Annotated in this window: 13 protein-coding genes; 5 read left to right on the top strand and 8 right to left on the bottom strand. The window is 72.2% G+C overall.

Features of this window, described 5'->3' with window-relative positions:
• Positions 1-201 precede the first annotated feature (201 nt).
• The 3 genes from ABZ990_RS02540 to ABZ990_RS02530 all read right to left on the bottom strand — a co-directional run bounded on the left by ABZ990_RS02540 (position 202) and on the right by ABZ990_RS02530 (position 5,567).
• Entirely contained in the window at positions 202-3,099 is a 2,898-nt protein-coding gene (locus ABZ990_RS02540; RefSeq protein WP_361224053.1) for a hypothetical protein, read from the bottom strand.
• Between the two features lie 200 nt (positions 3,100-3,299).
• On the bottom strand, positions 3,300-4,547 hold the full coding sequence (locus ABZ990_RS02535; protein ID WP_361224050.1) for a hypothetical protein: 1,248 nt from the start codon (positions 4,545-4,547) through the stop codon (positions 3,300-3,302).
• Between the two features lie 81 nt (positions 4,548-4,628).
• Positions 4,629-5,567 (bottom strand): alpha/beta hydrolase, encoded by a 939-nt coding sequence (locus ABZ990_RS02530; protein WP_361224048.1) that lies wholly within the window; start codon positions 5,565-5,567, stop codon positions 4,629-4,631.
• 98 nt (positions 5,568-5,665) lie between these two features.
• On the opposite strand from ABZ990_RS02530, the gene ABZ990_RS02525 reads away from it, so the two are divergent.
• The 3 genes from ABZ990_RS02525 (at position 5,666) to ABZ990_RS02515 (ending at position 8,463) form a co-directional block, all read left to right on the top strand.
• Positions 5,666-6,367, top strand: a complete 702-nt coding sequence (locus ABZ990_RS02525; RefSeq protein ID WP_361224046.1) for a sigma-70 family RNA polymerase sigma factor — start codon at positions 5,666-5,668, stop codon at positions 6,365-6,367.
• 159 nt (positions 6,368-6,526) lie between these two features.
• Positions 6,527-6,883: a VOC family protein gene (locus ABZ990_RS02520; RefSeq protein WP_361224043.1), complete on the top strand. Its 357-nt coding sequence runs from the start codon at positions 6,527-6,529 to the stop codon at positions 6,881-6,883.
• Between the two features lie 50 nt (positions 6,884-6,933).
• Positions 6,934-8,463, top strand: coding sequence for a UDP-N-acetylglucosamine 1-carboxyvinyltransferase (locus ABZ990_RS02515; RefSeq protein WP_361224040.1), 1,530 nt, complete (start codon positions 6,934-6,936; stop codon positions 8,461-8,463).
• A gap of 184 nt (positions 8,464-8,647) precedes the next feature.
• On the opposite strand, the gene ABZ990_RS02510 is transcribed toward ABZ990_RS02515, so the two are convergent.
• The 5 genes from ABZ990_RS02510 to ABZ990_RS02490 all read right to left on the bottom strand — a co-directional run bounded on the left by ABZ990_RS02510 (position 8,648) and on the right by ABZ990_RS02490 (position 14,203).
• Positions 8,648-9,310 carry a deoxynucleoside kinase gene (locus ABZ990_RS02510; protein ID WP_361224038.1) on the bottom strand — a complete coding sequence of 221 codons (663 nt, stop codon included), beginning with the start codon at positions 9,308-9,310 and terminating at the stop codon, positions 8,648-8,650.
• A gap of 433 nt (positions 9,311-9,743) precedes the next feature.
• The gene (locus tag ABZ990_RS02505) at positions 9,744-11,303 is read right to left on the bottom strand and encodes an MFS transporter (protein ID WP_361224035.1); all 1,560 of its coding nucleotides are present in this window, start codon (positions 11,301-11,303) and stop codon (positions 9,744-9,746) included.
• Positions 11,304-11,610: 307 nt separating this feature from the next.
• Positions 11,611-12,441 (bottom strand): alpha/beta hydrolase, encoded by an 831-nt coding sequence (locus ABZ990_RS02500; protein WP_361224032.1) that lies wholly within the window; start codon positions 12,439-12,441, stop codon positions 11,611-11,613.
• Between the two features lie 38 nt (positions 12,442-12,479).
• The gene (locus ABZ990_RS02495) at positions 12,480-12,881 is read right to left on the bottom strand and encodes a RidA family protein (RefSeq protein ID WP_361224029.1); all 402 of its coding nucleotides are present in this window, start codon (positions 12,879-12,881) and stop codon (positions 12,480-12,482) included.
• Complete coding sequence (locus ABZ990_RS02490) at positions 12,878-14,203, bottom strand: acyl-CoA dehydrogenase (RefSeq protein ID WP_361224027.1); 1,326 nt, start codon at positions 14,201-14,203, stop codon at positions 12,878-12,880. Before ABZ990_RS02490 ends, ABZ990_RS02495 begins: the two co-directional genes overlap by 4 nt.
• 526 nt (positions 14,204-14,729) lie before the next feature.
• Here ABZ990_RS02490 and ABZ990_RS02485 point away from each other — a divergent pair.
• Together ABZ990_RS02485 and ABZ990_RS02480 are read left to right on the top strand one after the other, a co-directional pair.
• On the top strand, positions 14,730-16,592 hold the full coding sequence (locus tag ABZ990_RS02485; RefSeq protein WP_361224024.1) for an AMP-binding protein: 1,863 nt from the start codon (positions 14,730-14,732) through the stop codon (positions 16,590-16,592).
• Positions 16,593-16,601: 9 nt separating this feature from the next.
• Entirely contained in the window at positions 16,602-17,408 is an 807-nt protein-coding gene (locus ABZ990_RS02480) for a PaaX family transcriptional regulator C-terminal domain-containing protein (protein WP_361224021.1), read from the top strand.
• The last annotated feature ends 55 nt before the right edge of the window (positions 17,409-17,463 follow it).

Genomic DNA, 17,463 nt, shown 5'->3' with positions numbered 1-17,463 from the left:
CTGCGCTCCCCACGCGAGTCGGCTGGTTCCGGGCCACGGTAGCGGGGGCCACGGCGTACGTCCGGGCGTGCCAGGCTCACGGCTGCGGAAGACGGAGCGCCCGCGCCCCCGGAAGGGGACGCGGGCGCTCCGGCCGTACCCGAGGCGGACCCCCGGATGTCAGGTGTCAGGTGTCAGGTGTCAGGTGTCAGGTGTCAGGTGTCAGACGTGGTGCCGACCGGCCGTCTCCTTGGCAGAGGACTCGGCGTGGTCGTAGCCGTCGTCCCCGTACTCGTGGCACTCGCCGTACTCGCACGGCGGCTTGACCTCCCTGATCACCGTGATGGTGGCCTGGGCCGGGTCGCTGGTGACGTTGTCGCCCTCGGGGTCGGTGCCCGTCGCGGTCGCGGTGTTGGTGACGGAGCAGGTCTCCTGCCCGCCGCCACCGTTGCCACCGTTGCCGTCGTCGCCGCCCTTGCGCGCCTTCGGCGCCCTGGCGTCACGGTGGCAGTCGGTCAGCGCGTCGTCCGTGATCGTGTACGTACCGTGGCAGGTCGTGCTCGCGCCGGGGGCCAGGCTCGTCGCGTCACAGGTGACCGGGGAGACCCGGTCGTCGGCGACGGTGATGCCGCTGAGGTCGGCGTTCCCGGTGTTGGTGACCGTGTAGGTGTACGTGACCGTGTCCCCGACCCGGAACGGGCCCGCCGAGTCCGCCCGCTTCGCCAGCGACAGCGCCGGCTGCTCGGGCGGGACGGTGACGGGGACGTCGGTGGTGCAGGCCGCCGCCGAGGTGCAGGCGCCCTCCGCGCCGGGGGTCACCGCGTTGCGCAGGAGCTGGTCACCGGTGTCCGGGTCGTCGACCGTCACGCTGTACGTGATGGTGACGGTCTCGCCGACGGCCAGCGGACCCGACCAGTTCAGCGTGGTGCCGGTGACCGTGGCGCCGCCCGTCGCGTCGTTGTTGTACGTCGCGTCGTCCAGCACGCCCGACAGGTCGTCGGTGAACGAGGCCGGGTCGGCGTCCGTGAACGGGGTGGTGCCGATGTTCCGTACGGACACCGTGTACGTCACCTGGTCCCCCGGCAGCGCCGTGCTCGGCGACACGGTCTTGCGCACGGTGAACCCGTGCGTCTGGACGGTGGTCTCGGTGCTGCACACGTCCGGGGTGGCGCAGCTGCCGTACTGCCCCGGGGTCACGGTGTTGCTGATCACGGTGGTGGCCGTGATGGTGTCGTGGACGGTGAGGGAGTACGTCAGCGTCTCGGTGGCGCCGATGGGCAGGTCCAGGTCCCAGACGAGGTTGCTGCCCTGGAGGGTGCCGCCGTTGCTGGCGTCCCCGTTGTAGTCGGCGAGGACGAGATCGCTCGCGAGGGCGTCCACGATGTGCGCCGGGGGCGCGTGCGGGGTGCCGGTGCCTCCGAAGTCGACCTGGCCGGTGTTGGTGACGGTCACCGTGTAGTGGAGGACATCGCCGGGGGCGGCGGTCGTGGCGTCCACGCTCTTCGTCACCGTGAAGGCGGCGACGGGGACCGTGGTGGTGCAGTCGTCGGCGCTGGTGCAGCTGCCGGTCGGGCCGGGGGTCACGGCGTTGCGCAGGACGTGGTTGCCCTGGTCGGGACCGTTGACCTCGACCGTGTACGTCACGGTGTGGGTGGCGCCGGCGGCGAGCGGGCCGGACCAGGAGATGCCGCCGTCGACGAGCTGGGCGCCGCCGGTCAGGGAGTTCGGGTCGACCTTGGCGTCGTCGGTGACGTCGCTCAGGTCGTCCGTGAAGGTGGCGGGGTCGGCGTCGGTGTAGTCCACCGTGCCGGTGTTGGTGATGGTGACCGTGTACGTCACCTGGTCACCGGAGCCCACGAATCCGTCGGGACCGACGGACGCGGTCTTCTGAACGGTGAAGGACGGCGGCGTCTCGCCCGCCGGGCAGGCCGTGGAGTCGGCGGTGTTGTTGGTCGGCTCGGGATCGGACTCGTTGCCGGTGACGTGGGCCGTGTTGCTGATCCCGTCGGTGACGCAGTCGGTGCCGGGGGTGGCCGGGGCGGTGCCGGTGATGGTGACCACCGGGGCGTCGGCGCCGTTGGCGAGCGCGGCGCCGGTGCACTGCACGAGGTTCTGGCCGTTGTCCGTGACGATGGCGCAGCCGTCCGTCGTCGTGGCGGGGTTGAGCAGGTTGTCCGGCAGGGTGTCGGTGACGATGTAGCCGGAGGAGTCGCCGGGCCCGTTGTTGTGGATCCGCAGGGTGTACGTGATCGTGTCGCCCGGCGACCAGGTCGACGGTCCGTCCTTGGCGATGACGAGGTCGGCGGGCTCGCCGGGGACGGCGGCGCCGTCGTTCTGGCTGTTCGCCGGCCCCCTGGTCGAGGAGAGGATGGTGACCGTCGGGGTGGCGGACGTCGGGTTGTTGATACGGAGCTGGTAGACGGTGCCGGTGACGTTGTTCGAGATGCCGATGTTGCCGTTGCCGTAGACCCACTGGGCCCCGTACGGGTTCGCCGGGATGCCGGTCAGGGGGACGGAGATGACGGCGCCGGTGGTGGGGTCGATCCGGTAGAGCTGGTGGCCCTCGCCGTACACGCCCCAGATGTAGCCGTCCTTCCAGACGATGTCCGACATGTTCGGGACGTTGGAGGAGAGCACGATCCGGTGCGACGTATGGGTGGGGACGTCGACGGCGTACAGGCTGTTGTCGGTCTCGGACTGGCGGACGTAGAGGGTGTCCGCGGTGGCCCCGTCGCCGAAGGTGCCCTGGTTGTAGCTGAAGGTGCCGCTGGAGGGCAGGCCGACCTGTCCGGTGTTGGTGGCGACGCCGCCCTGGCCGATGCGGGCGAGGCCGTCGTTGTTGTTGATGGCGTAGAGATACCGGTCCGCGGCGCGGAAGCCCATGGCGTTGTAGCCGAAGCCGGCGGTGCCCTGGGAGACGAAGTGGACCTGGCCGACGCCCTGGACCGCTTCGTAGAGGGTGGTCGGCTGGCCGGGGGCCGTGCCCTGGGCGACGAAGACCAGGCCGGGTCCTTCGGGGAAGGGATCACCGGCCGCGGCATATGCCTGTTGCTGCCATGGCAGCAACAGGGCCGCGGCCAGTCCCGCGGCCCCCGCCAGTCCCCACAAACGGCGCAGCATCCCGTCTCGCTCCTTTGATCGGCGGTGTCCCGAACGGCAGTCACAGGACATCAAAGGACATAAAAGCCGCATAACGACCACCGCTGCCCGGGCATGCATCCCTGACACACCCCTGGGGGCCCGGTGTCAGCCATATGACCGATCGGCCTGGGGGGCGGGGCACCGGAAGCGCGGCGGGAGCACGGCGGCCGGAACGCGCGTCAGAGGGACCAGAGGTGCAGCGCGTTGTCGGCCGAGGAGGTCGTGTACCAGGTGCCGTCGCCCAGAGCGGTGGGCGGGACCTCTATGGGGAAGGGATAGTCGACCACTTCGGCATATGCCATACGGTCCGCACCGACGAGCCAGTGCCGGAGGTTGTCGTGCTCCTCGTCGCTCTCGACCGTCCCGGCGATGACGGTGTCCTCGTCGACGAAGCCTCCCGCGTAGTCGAAGTACGCCTCGTTCGGCTCCTCGTCCTCCTCGCTGTCCTCGCGCTCAGGGACGTCCTCGGGGCCTCGCGACGGGATGCCGGACGCGTCGAGCGCGGCCGCCACCGCGCCGTCGGCGAGCCGGTGGACGGCGAGCGTCTCCTGATCGTGGGTCACGGTGAGCAGCCGATCGCCGCCGGGGCTCACCGCCAGCAGGACGAGATCGTCGTCGCCGAGGCTGTCGACGGTGAGGGTGCGGCCGTCGTAGTGGCCCCACCGCAGCGGGGAGCCGTCCTGCCCTTCACCGATGGTCAGCCCCATCCGCGCGGAGTCCGGGTGCGGTACGTGGCTGGAGCCGGCCGCCGCGGTGCCCGTCTCGACGCGCGCGAGCACCGTGCCGTCCGCCGCGTCCAGGACAAGCCACTCCTCCTCGCCGGGGGTGGGGGCGGGGGTGGAGGCGGGGTCGGGGTCGGGACCGAGGCCGGGGCCGGGGCCGGGGCCGGGGCCAGGGCCGTCGCCTGCGAGCGGGCCACGGACATGGGCCCAGACGAACGTGCCGTCGACGGAGAACTCCACCGACCCGCGCGGCGCGTACCGGTGCGCGCGGTCGTCGGGATGCGGGACGACGAGGGCCGGGGTGACGGAGTTCGGGGTTACGGGATGCGGGGTTACGGAGTACGGGCCGGTCGCCCCGGCCGCCGCCTCACCCTCCTCGCAGCCCGCCCAGCAGCCGTGCGCGAGTTCCCAGCGCACCGCGCCGGTGCGGTCGACGGCCCGCAGACCGTGCGGTCCCGAGAACACGGCCAGGTCGAGGGTGGGCGACACGGCCGCGTCCCGGTACCGGCGCGGCCAGGGCGCCGGGAAGCGGACGGGCTCGGCCGTGGCCGGCGCCGTCGTCTCCCGTACGAGCAGTTCCGTCTCACCTCGCTGGACGAGCAGCCGCGCGCCGCCCGGCCACGGCGTCAGCCAGGGGGCGCCCTCCGCGTCGGCGAAGGGCAACGGGGCGGTGAGCGTGGCGACGAGACGGGCGGGGCGCGGCACGGGGGCTCCGAGGGGTGGGGGTGGGGATGTCGGCTTGAGGGTGGAGGTGTCGGCTTGGGCGGACGGTTGGGCGTCGGGACCTTACGACACGTGCCCGGCCGGACGGCTCTCGGGTGGCGTCGTCTCCAGAAAGTCCGTCAGGGTCGCGGTGAAACGGGCGGGATCGTCGAGCCAGGGGTAGTGGCCCGCGCCGGGCTGGACCGTGTGGACGAGGCGGGCGGCACACGGGAAGAGGGGGACGAGCGAGGCGACCGCGGACGGCGGGCTGTTGAGATCGTACTCGCCCGCGAGCAGCAAAACCGGGGCGGTGAGACCGGCGAGGGCGGCCCGTGTGGCCTCCGGGGTGAAAGCGCCCTCCGCGCCGAACCGGGCCACGGCCTCGGGGTTCGCGGGCCGCGCCGAGGCGTGATGGCGGCGGGCGGCGGCGTCCCAGCGGCCGTACCGGAAGGGGGTGATGGCCTCCCAGTCCGTGCCGGCGCCCGCGTTGACGGCCTCCAGGGCGGCGTACGCGGCCGGGAACCACGGCTCGCACCTCCGCCGCCGCGCGAGGGCGAGCCGTTCCTCGGCCGGGATGTCGACGCCGACGGCACGGGTGCCCGGGGCGACGAGGAGGAGCCGGCCGACGCGGCGCGGGTGGCGGGCGGCGTACTGGAGCGCGACATTGGCGCCCGCCGAGTGGCCGAGCAGGTCGATCCGTTCGACCCCGAGCCCGGCACGCAGCGTCTCGATGTCGTCGGCGAGCCGGTCGCAGCGGTACGAGGCGGGATCCGCGGGCACGGCGGAGCGGCCGGTGCCGCGCGGGTCGGGCAGCAGCAGGGTGCGACGGGCCGTCAATCCGCCGAGGTCACCGAGGTAGCCGCAGTCGGTGGGGCCGCCGGGGACGCAGAGGAGCGAGGCGCCGGAGCCGGTGACGCGGAGGGCGAGCCGGGTGCCGTCGGGCGCGGTGACGAAGTCGGGGGCGATGGCGGAGTCGGGGGCGGCCGGGAGGGACGGGAGGGACGGATGAGCCGAGGAAGTCATAACCAGGTTGTACAACCCGGTTATGGACTTGTCGAGACCTTGGCCGGGCGCTGTATAACGGGGTTGTGGCGACGTCGGCGACGGACAGGGGCGGGAACATGACGGGTACGCCGGCAGAGCCGGGAGCGGCCGATGCAACCGGATCGGCCGGGGTGGACCCGGCGGAGGAACGGCTCGCCAATCTGTTCGCCGGACTGAACGAGGTCATCCGCGCCGGCGAGGAGACCCGGCGGCTGCGCGCGGAGATGATCCGGCGGCTGGCCGCCGCCGGCTGGACCCAGGACCGGCTCGCCCGGCTCGCCGGGATGAGCCAGCCGGCGGTCTCCAAGCAGGTGACGAGAGCCGCCGGCCCGGCCGGCGCGACGGCGGAGCCGGACGGGCTCGCGCTCGACCAGGGCGACGCGCCCTGGCTCGAAGGACGGTTGTGGGGCCTCGCCGAGGAGATCGCCGACTGGGTCGCCGCGTCCCGGGAACCCGGCGGCGGTGCGGCCCACTGCGCCCGGCTGACCCAGGCCCTGGCGCGCGGCCGCAAGCGGTTCAGCGAACGGAACGTGGACGCGTTGCGCCGGCTGGTCGAGGAGGACCTCCGTACCCATCGGGCCGTCCTGGACCCCCGTCACCAGGGCACGTACGACCGGATCGCCCGCGCCCTCGACACCCGCGCGACGCCCGGATCGCACAGCGAGCACACCGCCTCGGCCCGCCGGACGCTCGCCCGCCAGATCCAGCGGATGCGCCTGCGGGAGGCGGACGAGGCGACGGCGGACACCACGACGGCGGGTGACACGAGAGGCTGCTGAGGCGGACCCGTACGCGCCGGGGAGGTACGTACCTTGGCCGTACGCCCTGACCCGTACGCCACCGGCCGCACCCCGCCCCCGTACCCCTTACTCCTCCGCACTACTCCGTACGGAAGCGGCGCGATTGCCGTGAACCGCCCGCGAGGTGACGATCGAGGCATGTTCAGCGGCGCGCACATGGTCATCTACACCCGGGACGCGGAGGCGGACCGCGACTTCCTCAAGGACGTCGTCGGCTTCGACCATGTCGACGCGGGGCGCGGCTGGCTCATCTTCCGGCTGCCGCCCGCCGAGATCGCGGTGCATCCCACCGACGGCGACCCCTGGCACGAGATCTACCTGATGTGCGAGGACGTCGCGCAGGCCCTGCGCACCCTGGAGGACCGGGGCGCGGACATCTCACGGCCCGTCACCGATCAGGGCTGGGGCCTGGTCGCCGCCGTACGCCTGCCGAGCGGCACTGAACTGCCCCTTTACGAACCGCGTCACCCCATTGCCCACACTCCGTCACCCTGACAGACCACCCCACCGCTCGCACCATCTCATATCTGAGATACCGTGACGCCATGACAGACGACTACCTCGAGCGCATCGGCAAGCTCATCCGTGACGCCCGTCAGCACCGCGGCTGGACCCAGACGCAGCTCGCCGAAGCACTCGGCACCAGCCAGAGCGCTGTCAACCGGATCGAGCGCGGCAACCAGAACATCAGCCTTGAGATGATCGCCCGTATCGGCGAGGCTCTCGACAGCGAGATCGTCGCTCTCGGTTACGCCGGCCCGATGCATCTGCGCGTCGTGGGCCGCCGCCGGCTCTCCGGCGCCATCGACGTCAAGACCAGCAAGAACGCCTGTGTCGCGCTGCTGTGCGCCACGCTGCTGAACAAGGGCCGCACGGTGCTGCGCCGGGTCGCCCGCATCGAAGAAGTCTTCCGCCTCCTCGAAGTCCTCAACTCCATCGGTGTCCGCACCCGCTGGATCAACGACGGCGTCGACCTGGAGATCGTGCCGCCCGCCGAGCTCGACATGGAGTCGATCGACGCGGAGGCGGCCATCCGCACCCGCTCCATCATCATGTTCCTCGGTCCGCTGCTGCACCGCATGGACCGCTTCAAGCTGCCGTACGCCGGCGGCTGCGACCTCGGCACCCGCACGATCGAGCCGCACATGATCGCGCTGCGCCGCTTCGGCCTCGACATCACCGCCACCGAGGGCCTCTACCACGCCGAGATCGAGCAGGGCGTCTCCCCCGACCGCCCGATCGTCCTGACCGAGCGCGGCGACACGGTGACCGAGAACGCCCTGCTCGCCGCCGCCCGCAACGACGGCGTCACCGTCATCCGCAACGCCTCCTCCAACTACATGGTCCAGGACCTGTGCTTCTTCCTGGAGGCGCTGGGCGTACGGGTCGACGGCGTCGGCACCACCACGCTCACCGTGCACGGCGTCCCGCAGATCGACGTCGACGTCGACTACTCCCCCTCCGAGGACCCGGTCGAGGCGATGAGCCTGCTGGCCGCGGCCGTCGTCACCGAGTCGGAGCTGACGATCCGCCGGGTGCCGATCGAGTTCATGGAGATCGAGCTGGCGGTCCTGGAGGAGATGGGGCTCGACCACGACCGTTCCGCCGAGTACGCCGCCGACAACGGCCGCACCCGGCTGGTCGACCTGACGGTCCGCCCCTCCAAGCTGGAGGCGCCGATCGACAAGATCCACCCGATGCCGTTCCCGGGCCTCAACATCGACAACGTCCCCTTCTTCGCGGCCATCGCGGCCACGGCGCAGGGGAAGACGCTGATCCACGACTGGGTCTACGACAACCGCGCGATCTACCTCACCGACCTCAACCGCCTCGGTGGCCGCCTCCAGCTCCTGGACCCCCACCGCGTCCTGGTCGAGGGCCCCACCCGCTGGCGCGCCGCCGAGATGATGTGCCCGCCGGCCCTGCGCCCGGCCGTGGTCGTCCTCCTGGCGATGATGGCCGCCGAGGGCACCTCGGTGCTGCGCAACGTCTATGTCATCAACCGCGGTTACGAGGACCTCGCGGAGCGCCTGAACTCGGTGGGCGCGCAGATCGAGATCTTCCGGGACATCTGACCCGACTCCGGCCCCGGCCCTGACCCCGGCCCCCTCCCCGAACGCACCGACCCCCTTCCGGAACCGCGCCGAAGCGGGCCCCGGAAGGGGGTCGGACAAAGGGTCGGGCCCGAGGGGCCCGAAGGAGGGCGGGAAAAGAGGTCGTCCGTACGTTCGTCCGCGCGGTCGTCCGTACGGGGCGGCCTCAGACCCGGCAGCCGCCGGCGGCCAGGGCGTCCCTGACCTCCTGGGCCACCCGGACCGCGTCCTCGGGGTTGTTCACCACGTCGGTGCAGTTCATGTCGATGACGAGGACTTCGCTGGCCGAGTAGTGCTTGTGCACCCAGTCGTCGTAGCCGGACCACAGCGTCCGGTAGTACTCGACGAGGCTCTCGTCCTGCTCGAAGTCACGGCCGCGCAGCCCGATGCGGTGCATCACCGTGTCGAAGTCCGCCTTGAGGTAGACCATGAGGTCGGGCGCCTTGCGGTACGGCAGGCCGTCGATCTCGCGCATCATCTCGTCGAGCAGACCCTCGTACACCTGCATCTCGAGGGAGCTGATCCGCCCCAGGTCGTGGTTGACCTTGGCGAAGTACCAGTCCTCGTATATGGACCGGTCGAGGACGTTGTTGCCCTCCTTGTACGCGTCCTTGATCGCGGCGAACCGCGTCTGCAGGAAGTAGAGCTGAAGGAGGAACGGGTAGCGCTTGGCCTGGATCTCCTCGGGGCTCGCCGTGTAGAAGAGCGGAAGGATCGGGTTGTCTTCCACGCTCTCGTAGAAGACCTCGCTGCCCAGCGCCTTGGCGAGCACCTCGGCCACGCTGGTCTTGCCGATTCCGATCATGCCACCGACACAGATCACTGGCATACCTCACTTCTCCCTGGGGTCTTCTGAATCACGGGCGGGTGGGCCGGGTTCCCCGCACCGCTGGGAGACGTGTCGGCGTGACGTCGGTTCCCCGGGATCTGCATGATCAGCGGCGTACGGTCCCCTCCGGACCAAGGCCCCGACGCGCGAGCTCCCCGACCGGCAGGACTGCCCGCCGGTTCCGCGGTTGCCACGCAAGCGACGAGCCACTGCCCCGTGGCCGCCTTGAAGCATAAATGACAATCCGCATTGCTCTGGCCAGGGCCTCTACGCGTCCTCGTCCCGGCGACCGGGTTCGGCCGGCTCCACACACCCGTCGGAAGAGTTCCGCCGCCGGAATTCTCCGGCGGCGGGTAGGCAGAAGGGCCGGGCCGGGGCCGCACCGCCCTCCTGATCGGAGGGCGGTGCGGCCCTGGCCGTCGTGCGCCCGCCGTCAGCCCGGTCCCGCCCTCCCGCCGCCCTTGAGGCGTTCGAGGTCCGAGGGGCGGACCTTGATCGCGAGGAGGGCGATGGTCAGGGCGACCACGGCGAAGGCGGCGGCCACGATGAAGCCGGCGGTGACACCGCTGGTGAGGACCTCGTCGCTCCAGGGTTTGGGGAGTTGGCGGGTACGTGCGAACTCCGTCTTCGCCAGGATGCCGGCGTGCTGGAGGAAGGCGGGCACCTGCTTCTCCGCCTCGTTGCGGCTGACCGTGCCGAAGACCGTGACAAGGATCGACAGACCGAGGGAACCGCCCACCTGCTGCATCGTGTTGAGCAGCCCGGACGCGGCGCCCGCCTCCTGCGGGGCGACGTTGGACAGGGCCGTCAGGGTCAGCGAGACGAACATCATGCCCATGCCGGAGCCCAGGACCAGCATCGGCCCGAAGATGCTGCCGAGATACGTGGAGTGGACCTCCACCTGGGTCAGCCAGGACAGTCCCGCCGCCAGGCAGACCGAGCCGGCCACCATGAACAGCTTCGGCCCGAAGCGGGGCAGCAGCCGGGAGGTGACCCCGGCGAGGATCGCGATCACCACGCTCACCGGGAGGAAGGCGAGTCCGGCGCGCAGCGGGCTGAACTCCAGGACGTCCTGCACGAAGAGGGTCAGGAAGAAGAACATCCCGAAGATCGACGCCGACAGGCACAGCATGATGCCGTAGGTGCCGGACCGGTTGCGGTCGGCGAACATGTGCAGCGGGGTGATCGGCTGCCGGGACCGCCGTTCGATCAGCACGAAGGACGTCAGCAGCAGCACGGCGAGGACGAACGAGCCCAGGGTGTACGGATCCCGCCAGCCCTCCTGCGCGGCGCGGATGAAGCCGTACACCAGGGACACCATGCCGAGGGTCGCGGTGAGCGCGCCCGCGATGTCGAAGTGACCCGGGTGGCGCGGGGAGTCCTTGACGTGGCGCGGCGCCAGGAAGGCGATGAGGAGCGAGATCGGCACATTGACGAAGAACACCCAGCGCCAGTCGAGCCATTCGACGAGGATCCCGCCCGCCAGAAGTCCGATCGCGCCGCCGGCCGCCGAGACGCCCGCGAACACGCCGAAGGCGCGGTTGCGTTCGGGACCTTCGTCGAAGGTGGTGGTGACCAAGGACAGCGCGGTCGGCGAGGCGATCGCGCCGCCGACGCCCTGGAGCGAGCGCGCGGCGAGCAACTGCCAGGATTCATGGGCCAGTCCACCGAGCAGCGAGGCGAGTCCGAAGAGCAGGACGCCGAAGATGAAGACCCGACGGCGCCCCAGGATGTCGCCGGTCCGGCCACCGAGCAGCAGCAGACCGCCGAAGGTCAGCGTGTAGGCGTTCACCACCCACGAGAGATTGGTGGTGGAGAAACCGAGGGCGCTCTGGATGTGCGGGAGCGCGATGTTCACGATGGTGATGTCGAGGACGACCATCAACTGGCAGGACGCGATCACGAACAGGGCGATGCCCTTGCCGTGACCGCTCCGTTCACCGGGTGGCGCGTCGGCGGTCCGCCGGGAAGGCGGCGGCTTCGGGGAAGTCATCGCGCATCGTGCCTCACCTACGAGACCCGTGGGCCGGTCGGTCCACCCATCGACCCTAAGCCCGGCCCTGGAGGCCCACCAGTCGATCTCCGCGGCGGATGGGTGGAAGGAAGGGCGGAGGGGTCGCAGGGAGGGGTGGGGGGAGGGTTCACGCAGGTGCGGGCCCCGGGGGCCCGGGGTGGGGTCCGGGTGCGCGTGCGCGTGCGCTCCCGGACCCCCGGCGACTCCGGAGCCTTCACCCCCGCTGTTCCCCGCCCGTCGGGCGGCACCTGCCGAACGGCCCCAGCCCCCGGCCGCTCGTCCGCGCTCAGCTCTCCGCGACGAACGCCCGCAGTTCGTCCGCCAGTCGCTCCGGCTGGTCCTCGGCGATCAGCGTGCGGCTGTCGGCGATCTCGACGTACCGCCCCTTCGGCAGCAGCGCGGCCAGCCGACGCCCGTGCTCGCGGGGCATCATCAGGTCGTCGGCGGCCCAGACGACGAGCGCGGGACGGTCGAAGGAGCCCAACCCGTCGGCCGCCTTCAGCAGTTCGTCCTTGCGTACGGCGAGGTTGTAGCGGCGGAAGTCGGCACGGACCGCCGGGTCGGTGCGCAGCGGTCGCAGCCAGCCGTCGACGATCCCGTCCGGCACGGGCCGCCGGGTGAGCGCGCCGATGCCGACGGGGAGGCGGCGCAGCGCCTTCAGGCCCAGGATCCGGGACATGAGGGTGATGCCGCCGGGGACCCGGCAGGCCAGCGCGATCATCTTGCCCGGGGCGCCGGGCGGGTAGTTGTCGAATGCCTCGCAGGAGATCAGGACCAGCCGGGCGAGCCGCTCGGGGTGCCGGACGGCGACGGTCTGGGCCCGGCCGCAGTCGCTCTCGACGAGCGTGACCTCGTGCAGGTCGAGACGGTCGAGGAACTCGGCGATCAGGTCGATGACGGTGTCGGGCGAGAGCGGGACGTCCGCGCGCATCGCCTCGCGGTGGGAGCCGTACGGGAGAGTGGGCGCGATCACCCGGTGGTCCGGGGCGAGTTCGGCGGCGACCGTGCGCCAGACCGTCGCGTCGTGGACGAGTCCGTGGAGCAGGACGAGGACCGGTCCGGGACCTCCGGTGTCCTCGTACGCGATGGTCCCCGCACTCAGTTCGATCTCGGGCATGGCACCCGACCCCCATCCGTTTCGTTCACCCGCTCTGTTCATCCGTCCACGACGGCGAACCCGTCGAGCTCGACTCGCGCAGAATCGTCCCATAGCCGTACGACGCCGATCACGGCCATCGCCGGGTAGTCGCGGCCCGCCAACTTCCGCCAGATACGGCCGAGTTCGGGTGCGTGCCGTCGGTAGTCGGCGACGTCCGTGGCGTAGACGGTGACCCGGGCCAGGTCGGCCGGCGAGCCGCCGGCGTGACGGAGCGCGGTGAGCAGATTGACCAGGGCGGTCTCGAACTGCTCGGGCAGGGTCTCGCCGGTGATCTTGCCGTCGCGGTCGAGGCTGGTCTGGCCGGCGAGGAAAACCAGCCGGTTGCCGGTGGCGGTGACGGCATGACTGAAGCCGGTCGGCGGGGAGAGTTCGACGGGGTTGTGGCGGTGCAGGGTCATACGACACCTCCGGGCGCGGCGGGCGTGTGCTGCGGCTGCGGCTGCGGCTGCGGCTGCGGCTGCGGCTGCTCCAGTACGGCGTCCCGGCGCTCGGGTCGACGCTCGGGCCGGTCCTCGCGGGCAGCCGGGGCGGCCTGGGACCGGGGCGCGCCGGGCGCGTGCCGCCGGTACAGCTCCTTGGCGATGATGGTGCGCTGGACCTCAGTGGCGCCTTCGTAGATACGGGGCGCCCGCACCTCCCGGTAGAGGTGTTCCAGCAGGTGACCGCGTTGCAGGGCGCGGGCGCCGTGCAGTTGGACGGCGGCGTCGACGACGTACTGGGCGGTCTCGGTGGCGAGCAGCTTCGCCATGGCGGCGCGGCGCGGCACGTCCGGATCACCCTGGTCGTACGCCTCGGCCGCCGCGTACACGAGCAGCCCGGCGGCCTCCGTCCGGGTCGCCATCTCGGCGACCTGGTGGGCGACCGCCTGAAGGTCGGCGAGGACGCCGCCGAAGGCGGGGCGGGCGGCGGTGTGCTCCAGGGTGGCGTCGAGGGCGGCCCGCGCCATGCCGACGGCGAAGGCGCCGACGCTCGGCCGGAACAGGTTGAGCGTGTGCATCGCGACCCGGAACCCCTCCCCCGGCGTCCCGAGCACGTCACCGGGGCCGACCGGCACCCCGTCGAAGACGAAGGTGCCGAGCGCGTGCGGGGCCAGCATGTCCAGCGCCTCGCCGCCGAGCCCGGCCCGGTCGCCGGGGACGAGGAAGGCCGTGACACCCCGGGATCCGACCGTACGCCCCCTGCCCGCGCCCCCGCCTCCGCCCGCGTCGGGCGCCGCCTCGCCCGTCCGGGCGAAGACGGTGACGAGATCGGCCTCGGGCGCGTTCGAGATCCAGGTCTTCTCCCCGTACAGCCGCCAGCCCCCACTCTCCGGGTCCGGTACGGCCTCCAGGGCCAGCGCGGCGGCGTCGGAGCCGGCGCCCGGCTCCGACAGGGCGAACGCGGCGACGGCGCGACCGGCGACGACCTCGGGCAGCCAGCGGGCCCGCTGCTCGTCCGTACCGAAGGCGGCGACGGGGTGGGCGCCGAGCCCCTGGAGGGCGAGCGCGGTCTCGGCCTCCGTACATGCCTGGGCCAGGGATTCCCGCATCAGACACAGGTCGAGCGCACTGGAATCAAACAGGCGGGCGAGCAGGCCCAGCTCGCCCAAGGCGGCGACAAGGGGGCGGTTGACCCGCCCCGGTTCCCCCTTGTCGGCGAGCGGACGCAGCTGCTCCGCCGCGAGCCGGCGCAGCTCCGCGCACCAGGTGATCTGTTCCGGATCGAGCGAGAATGCGGCCATGGGCGCCCTTTCCCTGGCTGTATCGCGAACCGTTGACTGTCGTCACCATCACGATACGCTCCTAGGGCGGCAGCCGACCCCACCTCGACTGCCGAATCGGCCACGCGCGCGGTCACACGCACCGGATGCGGTCATCCCTTGCGCCCTGGCCACGAGAGACCGGGACGCGCCCACGACGCCCACCACGACCGGCACAGCAATCGGCACGGCAATCGGTACGGCAATCGGTACGGCAGCCGGCTCGGCTGTCAGCACGGCTGTCGGCACGGCTGCCGTCATCACGTTCAGCGCCGCCCCGACCGCCCCCGCGCGGTCGCCACCACGGCCGACTCACCACCACCGCCGACGCCCCGCCACCAGCCGCTCCCGCCCAGCCCGCACACCCGCCCGGCGCGCGCATCCACCCGGCCCATGCACCCACCCAGCCCGCGCACCGGCCCGGCCCGCGCCACCGGCGACCGCGCACCACGGCAGCCACCGCACCACGACGATCCCACCGACCGACGACACAGGGGGAACGGACGTAATGGAGCTGACGCCCTCGGCCCATCAGGACACCTTCGCCCGCGATCATCTGCCGCCCGCCGGGCAGTGGCCGCGCCTCCTCTTCGACCTGCCCGGCCTCGCCTATCCGGACCGGCTCAACTGCGGGGCCGAGCTCCTGGACCGTACGGTGGAGCGCTTCGGCGGCGGCCGCCCGGCGTTCCTCGACGCCGAGGGCACGGTCTGGACGTACGGCGAATTGCGCGACCGGGTCGACCGGATCGCCCATGTCCTCACCTCCGACCTGGGTGTCCGCCCCGGCAACCGCATCCTGTTGCGCGGCCCCACCACCCCCTGGCTCGCCGCCTGTTGGCTCGCCGTGATGAAGACGGGCGCGATCGCCGTCACCGTGCTCGCGCAGCAGCGGTCCCGCGAACTGGCCGTGATGTGCGAGATCGCCCGCTGCCAGTACGCCCTGTGCGACGCCCGCTTCCTCGACGAGCTGACCGCCGCCCGGGTGCCGGGGCTGCGGATCACCCCGTTCGGCGGGGACGGCCCGGACGATCTGCTCACCCTCGCCCACGGCAAGCCGGAGCGGTACGAGGCGGTACCGACCGCCGCCGACGATGTGGCGCTGATCGCCTTCACCTCGGGCAGCACCGGGCGGCCGAAGGGCTGTCTGCACTTCCACCGCGACGTGCTCGCCGTCGCCGACACCTTCTCCGCGCATGTCCTGCGCCCGGAGCCGGACGACGTCTTCGCCGGCTCCCCGCCCCTCGGCTTCACCTTCGGACTCGGCGGGCTCGTCGTCTTCCCGCTGCGCGTCGGCGCATGCGCGGTCCTGCTCGAACAGGCGGGCCCTCAGCAGCTGTTGGCCGCCATCGCCCGGCACCGGGTGTCCGTCCTCTTCACGGCGCCGACCGCGTACCGCGTGATGCTGTCCGAACTGACCGCCCCGGGCCACGGCCAGGTGCCCGGCGGCCGGACTGCCGACGAACAGGGCGCTCAGGGTGTTCAGGGCGATCAGTACGCTCAGGGCGCTCAGGCCCGTGACAACCGGACCCCGCACCCGGAGCCGGCCCACACCCACGACCTCGGCTCGCTGCGCCGCTGTGTCTCGGCCGGCGAGAACCTGCCCGAGTCGACCTGGCGGGCCTGGTACGAGCACACCGGCCTGAAGCTGATCGACGGCATCGGCGCGACCGAGCTGATGCACATCTTCCTGTCCGCCGCCGACGACGACATACGCCCCGGCACCACCGGCCGGCCGGTCCCCGGCTGGCAGGCCCGGATCGTCGGCCGCGACGGCCGGGAACTGCCGGACGGCGAGCCCGGGTTGCTCGCGGTGCGCGGCCCGGTCGGCTGCCGCTATCTCGCCGATCCCCGGCAGACGGAGTACGTGCGCGGGGGCTGGAACATCACCGGCGACACCTACGTCCGCGAGCCGGACGGCCGCTTCCGCTACGTCGCCCGCGCCGACGACATGATCATCTCGGCCGGGTACAACATCCCCGGCCCGCAGGTGGAGGAGGCGCTGCTCGCCCATCCCGACGTCGTCGAGGCGGCGGTGATCGGCCGGCCCGATCCCCTGCGCGGCCAGATCACGGTCGCGTACACGGTGGTACGGGACGGGGTGCCGCACGACAGCAGCACGGCGGCGGCGTTGCGCGCCTTCGTGCGCGCCCGGCTCGTCCCGTACAAGACGCCGCGCGAGTTCGTCTTCCTGGACACGCTGCCGCGCACGGCCACCGGCAAGCTCCAGCGCTTCCGGCTCCGGAGCGACGAGAGCGGCGAGCACGGCAAGCGCGGCAAGCACGGTGGGAACCCCCGGGGCGGCGCGGGCGGCGAGGACGGTAGCCGGGAGGGGAAGGCCGGCGACGAGAAGCCCGGTCCGGACAAGCCCTAAAGTGATCACGTGGCCGAGCAGCACACCCCCCGTTCCCTGATCGTCTCCCTGTACGGCGCGTACGGCCGGTCGCCGGACGGCGCGCCGCTCGCGGTGGCCGAGCTGATCAGGCTCCTCGGCGTGCTCGGCGTGGACGCGCCGTCCGTACGCTCGTCGGTGTCGCGGCTGAAGCGGCGCGGGCTGCTGCTGCCGCGCCGGACGGCGGGCGGCGCCGCCGGGTACGCGCTGTCGGACGACGCCCGGATGATGCTCGTCGACGGCGACCGCCGGATCTACGCGACCGACGAGCCGCAGCTGTCCGACGGCTGGGTGCTCGCCGTGTTCTCGGTGCCGGAGGCGGAACGCCACAAGCGCCATCTGCTGCGTTCCCGGCTGGCCCGGCTGGGCTTCGGCACGGCCGCCCCCGGGGTCTGGATCGCGCCGGCCCGGCTGTACGAGGAAACCCGCCACACGCTGGAACGGCTGGAACTGTCCGGGTACGTGGACCTGTTCCGGGGCGCTCACCTGGGCTACGCGCCGACGGCGGAGGCGGTGGCCCGCTGGTGGGACCTGCCGTCGATCGCGGCGCTGCACGAGGAGTTCCTGGCCGCGCACGAGCCGGTGCTACGGGCGTGGGCGGCCGCGCCGGGCACGGCGGAGGACGCGTACCGCGCGTATCTGCTCGCCCTCGACTCCTGGCGCCGGCTCCCCTACGCCGACCCAGTTCTTCCGCTCGCGCTCCTGCCGGAGGACTGGCCGGGCACCCGCTCGGCGGAGGTCTTCGCCCGGCTGCACGAGCTGCTGTCCGCGCGCGGCGGGGAGTTCGTGCGCGGGTAGGGGGCGTCGGGGCTGCTCGGCCCGGGCCGGCGCCGGGGTCCGCCGGACAGCCCCT

Source organism: Streptomyces sp. NPDC046203 (assembly GCF_040646255.1).
Lineage (GTDB): Bacteria > Actinomycetota > Actinomycetes > Streptomycetales > Streptomycetaceae > Streptomyces.
The sequence above is the reverse complement of the archived record's forward strand: the minus strand, read 5'-3'. Positions and strand labels throughout refer to the sequence as shown.